The organism is Pseudogulbenkiania subflava DSM 22618 (assembly GCF_900177275.1).
Classification (GTDB): Bacteria; Pseudomonadota; Gammaproteobacteria; order Burkholderiales; family Chromobacteriaceae; genus Pseudogulbenkiania; species Pseudogulbenkiania subflava.
This window is the reverse complement of record NZ_FXAG01000024.1, coordinates 24,212-36,749: the sequence shown is the minus strand read 5'-3', so window position 1 is coordinate 36,749 and position 12,538 is coordinate 24,212. Positions and strand designations below refer to the sequence as shown.

The 12,538-nt window shown below is 58.2% G+C and carries 10 protein-coding genes; 3 read left to right on the top strand and 7 right to left on the bottom strand.

Annotated elements, in window-relative coordinates:
• Position 1: 1 nt before the first annotated feature.
• Both B9N72_RS17715 and B9N72_RS17710 read left to right on the top strand, forming a co-directional pair.
• Positions 2-1,549, top strand: coding sequence for a hydrogenase large subunit (locus B9N72_RS17715; RefSeq protein WP_085276305.1), 1,548 nt, complete (start codon positions 2-4; stop codon positions 1,547-1,549).
• Complete coding sequence (locus tag B9N72_RS17710; protein WP_085276304.1) at positions 1,549-2,118, top strand: NADH-quinone oxidoreductase subunit B family protein; 570 nt, start codon at positions 1,549-1,551, stop codon at positions 2,116-2,118. The genes B9N72_RS17715 and B9N72_RS17710 overlap by 1 nt, the downstream gene beginning before the upstream one ends.
• Before the next feature lie 405 nt (positions 2,119-2,523).
• Here the strand turns inward: B9N72_RS17710 and B9N72_RS17705 are convergent, their stop codons facing one another.
• Positions 2,524-2,799 (bottom strand): hypothetical protein, encoded by a 276-nt coding sequence (locus B9N72_RS17705; protein WP_456107095.1) that lies wholly within the window; start codon positions 2,797-2,799, stop codon positions 2,524-2,526.
• A gap of 176 nt (positions 2,800-2,975) precedes the next feature.
• Between B9N72_RS17705 and B9N72_RS17700 the strand changes: the two genes are divergently transcribed.
• Positions 2,976-4,232 carry an IS4 family transposase gene (locus B9N72_RS17700; RefSeq protein ID WP_143477797.1) on the top strand — a complete coding sequence of 419 codons (1,257 nt, stop codon included), beginning with the start codon at positions 2,976-2,978 and terminating at the stop codon, positions 4,230-4,232.
• A gap of 107 nt (positions 4,233-4,339) precedes the next feature.
• Here B9N72_RS17700 and B9N72_RS17695 read toward each other — a convergent pair whose 3' ends face one another.
• From B9N72_RS17695 to arsS, 6 genes are all read right to left on the bottom strand, one after another.
• Positions 4,340-5,599, bottom strand: coding sequence for a putative Na+/H+ antiporter (locus tag B9N72_RS17695; RefSeq protein ID WP_085276302.1), 1,260 nt, complete (start codon positions 5,597-5,599; stop codon positions 4,340-4,342).
• A 243-nt stretch (positions 5,600-5,842) separates the two neighbouring features.
• Positions 5,843-6,700: a universal stress protein gene (locus B9N72_RS17690; RefSeq protein ID WP_085276301.1), complete on the bottom strand. Its 858-nt coding sequence runs from the start codon at positions 6,698-6,700 to the stop codon at positions 5,843-5,845.
• A 10-nt stretch (positions 6,701-6,710) separates the two neighbouring features.
• Positions 6,711-8,255, bottom strand: coding sequence for a SulP family inorganic anion transporter (locus tag B9N72_RS17685; RefSeq protein WP_456107094.1), 1,545 nt, complete (start codon positions 8,253-8,255; stop codon positions 6,711-6,713).
• A 481-nt stretch (positions 8,256-8,736) separates the two neighbouring features.
• Positions 8,737-9,414, bottom strand: a complete 678-nt coding sequence (locus B9N72_RS17680; protein ID WP_085276299.1) for a TIGR04283 family arsenosugar biosynthesis glycosyltransferase — start codon at positions 9,412-9,414, stop codon at positions 8,737-8,739.
• The gene (locus B9N72_RS17675; RefSeq protein ID WP_085276298.1) at positions 9,411-11,552 is read right to left on the bottom strand and encodes an FAD-dependent oxidoreductase; all 2,142 of its coding nucleotides are present in this window, start codon (positions 11,550-11,552) and stop codon (positions 9,411-9,413) included. The genes B9N72_RS17680 and B9N72_RS17675 overlap by 4 nt, the downstream gene beginning before the upstream one ends.
• Complete coding sequence (gene arsS, locus B9N72_RS17670) at positions 11,549-12,529, bottom strand: arsenosugar biosynthesis radical SAM (seleno)protein ArsS (RefSeq protein ID WP_085276297.1); 981 nt, start codon at positions 12,527-12,529, stop codon at positions 11,549-11,551. Before arsS ends, B9N72_RS17675 begins: the two co-directional genes overlap by 4 nt.
• Positions 12,530-12,538 lie beyond the last annotated feature (9 nt).

Below are 12,538 nucleotides of genomic sequence, written 5' to 3'. Positions count from 1 at the left end.
GATGAAACTGTGCGGAGTCGAAGGGCAGTTTGAACGGTTACCGGCGCCGCTGCCTATGTGGCGCGCATCAGTCGATTTGAAACAATGGGTTGGTGCCGCAATGGCAGTGAAGGAAACAGGGGGGCGGTTACTGTCGGTCTGGGGAACTGACCAACGCTCACGGGACGGACACTTCGTAATCTCTGCGGCCTACGCCGTTCAGGAAGGCCTGGTTTGGCTAGCATTGCCCCTAGGGGAGAGTGAAACGGGTTTCCCCGATCTTTCCACCGTATTTCCGGCCGCGTCCCGTATGCAGCGCGCAATGGCGGATCTGCTCGGGGTGCATGCCACGGGGGTGTCCGATACTCGACCGTGGTTACGCCACAATGCTTGGCCAGCCAACTACTTTCCACTGCACGAGGGGGCGACGGGAGATGAACATTTTCCTGAGTATCCCGCCGAAGAATATGCATTCACGCAGGTCGAGGGTGATGGCGTACACGAGATCCCAGTAGGTCCGGTACATGCAGGCATCATCGAACCAGGACATTTCCGCTTCTCCGTCGTTGGGGAAAAAGTTCTACGTTTGGAGGAGCGCCTCGGTTACACCCACAAAGGGGTGGAGAAACGGTTCGAACAGACCCCGCCCTTGCTGGGACATCGTCTTGCCGGGCGCATCTCGGGTGATTCCACCGTCGCCTATGCGTGGGCCTACTGCATGGCGCTGGAGTCGGTTGTCGGAGTCAAGACGACAGAATCAATTCAGTGGGTTCGCGCGTTGCTGCTGGAACGGGAACGGATAGCAAATCATTTGGGGGATCTCGGCGCGCTCGGTAACGATGCAGGGTTTGCTTTTGGACTCTCCCAGTTCTCCTTGCTGAAAGAGACGTGGCTTCGACAAAACAAGAAGCTATTCGGGCATCGGTTCATGATGGATTGCATCGTACCAGGTGGCGCCGATGTCTCATTCAGCAAGGCCTCTCACGACGAATTGTTACGTCAATGTGATGAAGTCGAACGAGACGTGCATTTGTTGCATTCTATTTACGAAGAGCATGGCGGACTACAGGATCGCTTCATTGGCGCAGGCCGGGTTCCTCCATCGTTAGCGGCGGAACTGGGGGTATGTGGCCTTGCGGGAAGAGCCAGCGCTCAATCCTATGATTTGCGCGCCGACCAGCCGTGGTTGCCATATGACCAACTCGATGTACAAATGGTCACCCACCGCAATGGCGATGTCGCCGCACGTGCCATCACTCGATTTGAAGAAATTTATGAATCTCTACGGCTGATCCGGAAAATCTGCGAACACCTACCTCAAATCATGCATCAGACGAAGCATGAGTTTGCCCATTTGCATGGTTATGGAATAGGCTGGGTAGAAGGATGGCGCGGCGACGTTCTGATTGCACTCGAACTCTATAATGGGGAAATCCGGAGATGTCATTGCCATGATCCGTCCTGGCACAACTGGCCAGCACTGGAACACGCCATTATCGGTAACATCGTGCCTGATTTTCCGCTCATCAACAAATCGTTCAATCTCAGTTACTCGGGACATGACCTCTGATGTGGTACGTTCTCAAACAAATCGGTCGCATTGGTATCCGTAGCGAGGATCCGCCCGAAGTCGACAATACCCTCCGTGTTGAGGCTGAGCACATTCAGTCCGCAATCCTTCAAATCATCGGCCAAGCACTGATGATCCGCCAAGTGGATGCCGGCTCATGCAATGGTTGCGAACTAGAGATTCAAGCACTTAACAACCCCTGCTACAACATCGAAGGTTTGGGCATCAAGTTCGTGGCCAGTCCACGACATGCCGATATGCTGTTGGTGACTGGTCCGGTCTCGCGTCACATGGAGACAGCTTTACGCCGAACCTACGAGGCGATACCCGAACCCAAATTGGTGGTTGCCATTGGTGATTGTGGTTGCAACGGTGGCATATTCGGAGAGAGCTATGCATCGTGCGGAGGCGTATCGAATGTTTTACCTGTCGATGTCGCCGTGCCAGGTTGCCCACCTGAACCGATTGAGATTTTGCGAGGGATTTTAACCGCAGTGCAGCGCCGTCCCCCTGATCAATCTAAGAGAAATCGGCTCATGGATGGCCAGTTCTCACCTAGATACAACTAGCGCACAGTTATTGGTTTCCTGTGCTCATATTTTCCCCGCTCGGGAATCGATGGCTTACTAGTTTCGTATCTTTTCCCAATAATATGAGCCATTACATGGCTGACTCGAACGAGATGGATAATGTCACCCCCTATGAAGCCCTTTTTATGTCCAAGACGATGAATAATTGAGCTCGATTTTGTGTAATCGACTGGCGTATGCATGGCTAACCTCCAGCTCGGAACTCCATGACATCTGTTGGCCATTTTCCAATCGGCACGTGTCGGATTTATTCTAAGCCACCGTTGATGAAAAGCAGGAGCTTCTGGATCTAGCCAAAAAAGCCAAGCAGGGGATTGAGGATTGCTACTACCCGGTTGGCCAGTCGGGACACCGTGTAGGCGTTCATCGAACACCTCCTTTTCTTTACCCGGCGCAGCACGAAAGCTGCTTCACGTCCTTGCTGAAAGTTTGCGCCGCGAGCTTCAGACCTTCGACCGTCGTCAGGTAGGGAAACAACTGGTCAGCCAGTTCCTGCACCGTCATTCGGTTGCGGATGGCGAGCACCGCCGTCTGGATCAGCTCGCCCGCCTCCGGGGCCACAGCCTGTACGCCGATGAGTCGTCCGCTTCCTTCCTCGATGACCAGCTTGATAAAGCCGCGTGTGTCGAAGTTGGCTAATTTTGCCCATCCCCCAAAAATGTAAAATCAGCGAATGGAGTAGGATTGGCTGTTGGATTACCGTCTTTTCAGGGGGTGGGGGGTCAATGCCGCGAAATTAAGCCAAGCCGAGCTGGTTTCGCGGTAAAATGTCAACATTAATTCAAAGACTTAATACCCAAAAGCGATGAACACCTCGGCCCCTATATTCCCAATCGATCTATAAAATTACTCAAACCATAGCTTCCGAGGATTTTATTCATCGCCATCGCCGTAAAGAAGTCGACTTCACCCGCCGCAGCCTCTTTACCTTCGAACGCGTCGTCGGCGTTTTGCTGACCACCTTGATGCGCTCACTCCAGGTCGAACTGGATCAATTCTTCGCCCATACCGACCTTCCGGATGGCCGGATCGCTCGAGACGACGCGTTTCGCATGGCGCGCAAGAAGCTGAAGGCTTCCGCATTTACCGAGCTCAACCAGCTCATCGTCGCCGACGCACCCACCACGGCACGATGGCACGGCTATCGCGTTCTGGCCGCCGATTCCACCACCCTGATGCTGCCGGCCACACACCCCGATACGCGCTCGGAAGACAAGGGGTTCAATTGCTATCACTATCCGGGCGGGCTTTACAGCCTGGCACGCGGCGCGGGTTTGTGCGATACCGCCACCGGCCTGATGCTGCGCGCCGACATCGCGTCGGACGCAAAAGGCGAGCGCGACATGCTGGTCGAGCAGCTGGAGCAGGTGAAATGCGACGACCTGCTGGTCCTGGATCGTGGCTACCCGGCCTACTGGTTGTTTGCCCTGCTCAACCAACGTGGCCATACCTTCTGCATGCGGCTCACCACCTCATTCAACACGGCGGTCAAAAGCTTTGTCGCCTCCGGTCGCGTCTCCGCAATCGTGGCCATCAATCCCGGCAAGGAGCAACATCCGACCTTCAAACAGCACGACTTGCCGATCAAACCCTTCTCGCTTCGGCTGGTTCGTGTTCTGCTGCCCAGTGGGCAGATCGAGGTGCTGGCAACCAATCTGCTGGACGACACGGCCTATCCCGCCGCCGACTTCGCCGAGTTGTATCATCGCCGCTGGCGAATCGAGGAAGCCTTCCGCCATCTCAAATCCCGGCTGAAGCTGGAGCAATTTGGTGGCGAAACCCCGCTGGCAATTCGGCAGGAATTCCACGCTACCATTCTGCTACACAACCTGGCGACACTGGCCGCCATGGACGCCCTGTCGCAACGGGGAGAGACGGAAATACATACCTTCAGCGTCAACCTGACGCACGCCAGCCACCTGATTCGCCTGCACTTGCCACGTTTGCTGGCCAGTCCGGAACAGCGCACCTCGCTATGCCAACTTCTGCTGGTGCTCATCGCCAAGAAGATCACCCGCCGCCGGCTTGGGCGATGCGGCACGCTACGCAAGCCGGATCGAGAGAAACCTCACCCACACCGGGCCTATAAGTAATTGTTCCGATAATGGAATCGCTTAATTTCGCGGCATTGGGATCCCCCTCCCATTCTTTTGCACGCCAAGCGAGGCCACAATTCTCCGCCGCGCCTCTCTCTGCATTGTCAAAGCAAGCGGAACGCCAGAATGGCAACGATGGTCGGTGGGATTGCTGCGACAAGCAACCCCATCGGATGAATCGCCTCATCCTCAAAGTTGCCACGCAGGATCGCCACACCGGCGGGGTTCGGCGCATTGGCGATGATCGTCAACCCTCCCCCCGTGACGGCCCCCGTCACCAGCGCATACTTGAACGAGTCGGACAATCCCTCGACCAGTGAGCCAAGATAGGTCAGCGCGGCATTATCTGTGATCGCCGTCAAAAACGTCGCGCCAAAGAATACGGCATCGCTGCTCATCGCCAACAATACCGGCCGCAGCCACCACTGCTGCTGCCCGCCCAGCACCACCAGCCCCGCCAGAAAGAAGGCGACCAGTAAACCTTCACGCAGGATCAAACGATCCTGGTAATCCTGGTAGGCATGTGCAACCCCCAGGAAAAACAGGAACAGGCCGAGGAAAGCGGCGGGATGGTGGGCAAAGGCGACCACCCCCACCAGAAAGAGCAGATGCAACGCGACCATGATCGCCGGTACGCTGTTGTCTTCAGAAGCATCGCGGCCGGATGAAACCCGCGACAACTCCTGCCGGAACAGCCACGTCGCACTCAAGGCGTTGACGATGACGGCGATGGCGGCTTTCCAGCCCAAAGCGGTGATCATGAACCAGATATCCCACCCCCATTTACCGGCCACCATGAGGACCGGTGGCGCCGCGAAGGGCGTCAGGGTACCGCCGATGGATATATTGACAAACAAGACCCCCAGCGTGGTGTAGCGGAGCCGGGTCGACAGCCCCTTGGAAAAGTAGCTATCGCGCAGGATCAAGGCCGCGAGGGTCATGGCCGCGGGCTCGGTGATGAACGAACCCAGCAAGGGAACCAGGGCGAGAATCGCGAAATAGAACGCCATTGAACTAGGCAACGGAATGAACTGGGCGACTGTACGTACGCAGAACCTGGCGAACTGCAAGATAGGCTTGGTCCCGGCGATCACCATGATGGCGAAGACGAACATGGGCTCCGTAAAGTTACGCGAATCCAGGTACTGGGTTGCCGCTGCGCGGCCCTCGACGGCGAACATGCACAAGATCAGGATCATGGCCCAGAAGCCGAACACGACTTCGACTTCGCCCAGCAGATGCCACAGCCCGGCGTGGGTGGGGCGGGTATGTGCCAGCCGCTCAAAAAACTTGGTCGAGAACGTATGCAGGATGGCAACGGCGAATAGCATTGCGCCGATGATCTGGATGATGCTAGGTGTCACAGACTCCCCCTTTGGATGTCGAATTGAAATAGTTCATTAATCCAATGCCTGGTGCTTGTTGTTTCAGAGGACCAGATGGTCATGACGAGACTTTAGCAGTTGCTTGCTCATCGAAGCTGGACGTCAGCTTTGCCATGAGTCGGCAGAGCGCTGTTTTTTTAAAAAACGGGGGCCGAAGCCCCCCAAGGTCGCTTGTTGCTACTGCTCTGTTTGCCCTTGGCCTCGCGGCCCAGAGTGAAATGGTTACCGCAACAGCAACACCGGAACCGGTGCCGTGCGGATCATGTTGGTCGTTGTGCTGCCGATCAGCAGGTGGCGGATACGGGAATGGCCGTAGGCGCCCATCACCAGCATGTCCAAGTCGAACGCACGCAGATAGGTACTGAGTACCATCTCGGCTTCGCCCGCGATCAGGGCGGTGGTGACGTTAACGCCTCCCTGCATCAGTATCGTGCCAGCCCAGCCCAGCGTCTCCTGGTTGGCCGGGGTTTCAGCCCCAGCCATGACCACGTGACATGCCAGTCCTTTGAATAGCGGGCTCGCCGCGATCATCTCGACCCCCTTGCGGGTGGAGGTGCTGCCGTCGAAGGCGATCATCGCCGACTGTGGCGCGTTGAACGTTTCAGGTGCAACGAGAATCGGACGGTGCAGCGCGCGGATGGCACGTTCCAGATTGCTGCCGATGTGGTCCGGTGCCAACTCGGCGGCTTCGCCACGCCGGCCAAGCACGAACAACCGGACATTCGGTTCCATCTCTGACAGCGTTTCCAGCAATCCCCCATGGCACTGACGAGCATCAGATGTCATGTAACCGGCAGTTGCAACCTGGATTTTCCCCGCTTCCAGCAAGCGTCTACCCTGCTCCTGGGCCAACTTGCTCCGCTGTTCATCAAGGCTGGCCAGTTCCGCAAGGAGCGCATCCTGCGCCCCCAGGCCGATGCTGCCGGAATAGTCCTTGGTGCCACTCACCGCCATGCGCTGATCCAGTACGTGCAGCAAATGCAGTGGCGCTATCAGGCGAGCGGCCGCCCAGGCGGCGTACTGACATACGCTGGACTGATAGCGGGAATGATCAATGCATGCCAAGACTCGTGTCGTCATGGTTATCTCCTCAGTGGCCGCCCATCAGGCGTTCAACGGCATCCGGTTTATCGTGTACGGCAAACTTGTCCACCATGGTTGCACTGGCTTCGTTCAAGCCTAGAATCACCACCTCGGCGCCTTCCCGGCGGTACTTGAGCACAATGCGGTCAAGGGCGCTGATTGCCGAAATGTCCCAGAAATGGGCGTGGCTGACATCGACGATGACCTTGTCGATCGCCTCTTTGAAGTCAAAGGCTGCCGAAAAGCGGTCAGTCGAGGCAAAGAATACCTGGCCGGTCACGGTGTAACGTCGGCACCGTCCTTCGTCTTCCAGTGCCGAGCCGATATGGAGAATCCGGCCAACCTTCTGGGCGAAGAACAGTCCACTCAGCAACACGCCGACCAAAACACCCTTGGCCAGGTCATGCGTGGCCACCACCACCACGACGGTTGCGGCCATCACAATGCTAGAACTGAGCGGGTGGGTACGCAGGTTGCGCAGCGACTCCCAACTGAAGGTGCCGATCGACACCATGATCATCACGGCCACCAGCGCCGCCATCGGGATCTGCTTTACCCACGGGCCAAGAAATACCACCATGATCAACAGCACCACGCCCGCGACCAACGTCGACAGACGACCGCGGCCACCTGATTTCACGTTGATCACCGATTGGCCGATCATGGCGCAACCGGCCATGCCACCCAGCATGCCGGAGGCAATGTTGGCGATCCCCTGGCCCATCGCCTCGCGGTTCTTGTCACTTGGGGTGTCGGTAAAATCGTCCACGATGGTGGCCGTCATCATCGATTCCAGCAGACCGACCACCGCCAAGGTTGCGGAATACGGGAAAATGATCGCCAGTGTCTCGAGGTTAAGCGGCACGTTGGGCAGCAGCAACACCGGCAAACTATCCGGCAGCGCTCCCATATCACCTACCGTACGGATGTCGAGGCCCAGTGCCATCGAGACGGCGGTCAGCACAATGATGCAGATCAGCGGCGAGGGAACGGCTTTCGTAAGAAGTGGAAACAGATAGATGATGCCCAAGCCCGCCGCGGTCATCGCATAGACCACCCACGGGACGTTAGTCAGCTCCGGCAACTGTGCCATGAAGATCAGTATCCCCAATGCATTGATGAATCCGGTCACCACCGAGCGAGAGACAAAGCGCATCAGGGAACCAAGCTTTAACACCCCGGCGAGGATTTGCAGCAGGCCGGTCAGCAGCGTGGCCGCCAGCAGGTATTGCAGGCCGTGGTCCTTGACCAGTGTCACCATCACCAGCGCCATCGCCCCGGTGGCTGCCGAAATCATGCCCGGGCGGCCGCCGGCAAAGGCGATAACCACGGCGATGCAGAACGACGCGTACAGGCCGATCTTGGGATCGACCCCGGCGATGATCGAGAACGCAATGGCTTCGGGGATCAGCGCGAGCGCGACGACCAGACCGGCCAAGACGTCGCCGCGAATATTGGAAAACCACTCCTGGCGTAAGTGACTGACAGACATATCTTCTCCATTTGAATGGCCTGGGCCATGGATTGTTGGGATTGCCTGTTGAACCGACATGCCGAAAAGGCGTGCAGCATAGCCCCATCGATACGGTGAACCGTACATTGGGCAGCACAACAGTGACCGCTCAGCGGTCTGAAGCAACGACAAATGACAAACAAGGGGGTGTCCGAAAGGGACGGACGTGCGAATTCGCCTACCGGAACGGTAGGGAAATCAAGAGAGGGGTAAGGCAGCGAACTACATCGGACTGTAGATTCTGTGGCTGAATAGTTTACGAAAGAGCACGGAGTCTAACTGCTAAGCTACATAAGGTCAAAAAAGAATCGCATCAACTCAGGGATATGCATCGGCTACTGGGAGAGCTCATGCAAACCATGGACCGAATCGAAAGAGAAACCAGTGCGATCACATTTCCCGATTTGTAGAACTGGCTTGGTCAGAATGCTCATGCGCTAGCCTCAACATCCCCACCTTGGTAATCAGCCTTGATAGCCTTGGGTTGCACGGCGACTCACAGTACAGTTGTAACCTCTCCTCATCGATAACACCGAGCCAGCACTTCCGGCGGCACCCCCAGAAAATAGGCTAATCTAAGCAACCACATCAGCAAAATGGTGCGCCAAATGCCGCGCGTTTCCCAACGCCGTCCGGAAGTCACCACGGTCGATCGCAGGCACAACGGTGGCGATATGCGCTTGAGGAGGACCGATAGTTCGATATCCTCCATCAACGGCTGTTCCGGGACGCCTCCGATCTCAGCGAATACATCACGTCGAACGAACATTGCCTGATCGCCGGTCGCGATACCCGTTAATCGGGAACGCCAGTTCATCATGTGGGCGATGAGTCTCAGCATGCCTGGCCGGCCTGCAATATGCACGTCAAAGCGCCCCCAGACCTGGCCGCTCTTGGTAAGCGCCGCCAAAATCAGCCGGTCTGCCCGACTGGGCAGAAGCGTATCGGCATGCAGAAACAGGAGCACTTCACCTTCGGCCGCGGCGGCGCCAGCATTCATTTGGTTCGCCCGGCCGCAGGGTGAGTGCAGCAGCCGATCCACCCATGGCACTGCGAGAGCCACGGTGTCGTCACGGCTCCCGCCATCGACCACGATCACCTCCGCACCGTGAAAGCGTAATTCCTGCAGCGCCGACAACGTATGTTCAATTCGTTCGGCCTCGTTCAGGGTGGGCACGATGATTGATAGATGTTTCATACTCCCCACCTCTGCCAAGCATGGTAATGCTCGGCCCAGGCCAGCAGTCTCTGCGGGACGTGCGCTCGCCGCCATTCGCCAGCCGCGTGTTTATTGGCCTCGGCCAAGGTCGGATAAGGATGGATCGTGCTGAGGATCTTGTTTAGCCCGAGTCCATGCTGCATCGCCAGTACGAATTCGGCGAGCAGTTCGCCGGCCTGAGCGCCGACGATGACCACGCCGAGGATGCGGTCCTTGCCGGGCGGCGTCAGCACCTTGATGAAGCCTGCCGCAGCCTCATCCGCAATCGCCCGGTCCAAGTCTTCGATGTTGTAGCGTGTCACTTCGTAAGCGATGCCTTGTTCGCACGCCTCCTGCTCGGACAACCCGACCTTGGCAATCTCCGGGTCGGTGAACGTGACCCAAGGTATCGCCGAATAATCGACCTTGAAGCGTTTGAAACGTCCGAACAGGGCATTGATGCTCGCGTACCAGGCTTGATGGGCAGCGGTATGGGTGAATTGGTAAGGCCCGGCTACGTCACCGCAGGCGTAAATACTGGGATACAGAGTCTGTAAATAGGCGTCGGTTTCGATGGTCTTGCGCCCGGTCATCGGAATACCCAACTCCTCCAGGCCGAAACCTTCCGTTCGCGCTTGCCGGCCAACTGCACACAGAACGACGTCGAATTCGATCGCGACGTCCTCGTTTTCGTGCCGCAGCCACATCCGCTTGCTGTTGCCGTTGCATTCAACTCGCAACGTCCGATGGTCGGTCAGAACCGACACACCATCGCGTTCAAGTGCCGCGCGCGCGTATTGTGAAACCTCTTCGTCCTCGCGCTTCAGCAGGCGCGCCTCCTTTACGACCTGGGTGACCTGGCTGCCGAAACGGGCGAAAGCCTGCGCCAGCTCGCAGCCGATCGGCCCTCCGCCGAGCACGACCAGACGACCGGGCCGCTCGGTCAGCGACCATAAGGTCTCCGAGGTGAGAAAACCCACTTCCTGCAGTCCGGGAATGGTGGGTACGACCGGGCGCGAGCCAGTGGCGAGCACGATCGCGCGGCTCGTGAGCGTGCGACCGTTGACCTCGACCTGCCATGGCGAAGTGATGTTCGCATGCCCGTGGATGACCTCGACGCCCAGTTGCCGGTAACGTTCGACCGAATCATGCGGCTCCACGGTTTTGACCACCCGGGCGACCCGGCCCATAACCTCGGCAAAATCGAATTTCGTTTCGACGGCTTGGATGCCTAGCGCTGAGGCATTGCGGCATTGGTGCAGGAACTTGGCGGAGCGGATCAGCGCCTTGGACGGCACACAGCCATAATTCAGACAGTCCCCGCCCATCTTGTGACATTCGATCAATGTCACCTTGGCCTTGGTCGCTGCACCGATATAAGCAGAAACCAGGCCAGCGGCACCACCGCCTATCACGATCAGATTGCGGTCGAAGCGGCGCGGCTTGCTCCATCTGCGATAGACATGCTGCTGCCGGAACCAGGATAGTGTCTTGCGAGCCAGTAACGGCAATATGCCAAGCGCGGCAAAGGACAGCAGCACGCCAGGCGACAGGATCCCGCGCACGCTGGAGAGCGTTGCCAACTGGGTGCCGGCGTTCACGTATGCCAGCGTTCCCGCCAGCATGCCGATCTGGCTCACCCAGTAGAATGTCCAGGCTCGGATCGGCAATAGGCCGGCCACCAGGTTGACCAGGAAAAACGGAAACAGCGGCACTAGCCGCAAGGCGAACAGGTAGAACGGCCCTTCGCGCGCAAAGCCCTGTTCGACCACCGCCAGCTTGGTACCGAACCGTTGCCGCACGCTGTCGCGAAACAAGTAGCGCGCCAGCAAAAACGCCAACAAGGCGCCGATGCTGGAGGCGAAAGACACCAACAGCGTGCCTTCCACCAGACCGAACAGCGCGCCGCCGGCCAGCGTCAGCACGGCAGCGCCAGGCAGGGACAGGCCGGTGACTGCCACATAGAGTGCTACATACAGTAGCGGCGTTAGCCATGGATGTCGGCCAAAAAACGTCCGGAATGTTGCTTGACTGGCTTTGAGGTAATCGAGGCTCAGATAATGGCCGAGATCCAGCCACCAAAAGGCGGCCAGCAGAGCCAGCAGCACAATCAACAAGGCGAGCTTGGTCGGCTTCATCCAACGTGCTCCCGATTCTCCAGGGCGCCGCCGCAGCTGCTGCCCTGTCCCGCCGTGCAGCCGTAGCAGTGGTCGGCCACCACGATAGGCTGTCCGACCAGGTCCTGCCCCAGCAAGTCGAGCAAGTGCGGATGGGGGACGCCATGCCATTTCATCGGCAAGTGCAGCATCTGGTTGAAGTCACAGTCGTACAGGAACCCTTGCCAATCAACGCTGATGAGGCGGCGGCACATCACATTGTCCAGGTTGGCCGGGCAATAGTGGTCGCGCAGCAGTTGCATGTAACCGGCAAACTGCCCCTTGGAAACCAGCGTGCTGCCGAAGCGCTGGATCGGCATGTTGGCGAGTACGAACAGCTGGTTGAACAGGATGCCGAAGTGCTCGGACAGCTCATGCCGATAGGCCGCCTGCAGCTTCGATTGATCCGGCGGCAACACCGGGCCTTGCGGGTTGTAGACCAGGTTGAGCGCAAGCCCGCTGCCGGGCCGGGCGTAACCGCGTGCGTTGAGTTCTTGCAGTGCCGCGATGCTCTTGTCGAACACGCCGTTGCCGCGCTGACGGTCGACGTTGTCTTTTTCGTAACACGGCATCGAGGCGACCACTTCTACCTGTTCGCGCGCCAGGAAATCGGCCAGATCCTCCTGGCCCGGCTCGAACAGGATGGTCAGGTTGCAGCGGTCGATCACCTTGACCCCGAGCGCGCGCGCGTGGCGTACCAAATCACGGAAATGCGGATTGAGCTCCGGTGCGCCGCCGGTCAGGTCGAGCGTGGTCAGCCGGCGCGCTTTGAGCACGGCCAGCACCAGTTCCACAGTGTCCCGGTTCATCATTTCGGTGCGGTTCGGGCCGGCGTTCACGTGGCAGTGCACGCAAGTCTGGTTGCACTTGTAGCCCAGGTTGACCTGCAAGGTGTCTAGCGTGGTGCGGCGGATGGCGGGAAAGTCAGTTTTCTGCAGCAGTGGCAGCGTGGCATGCATTCAGTGTGC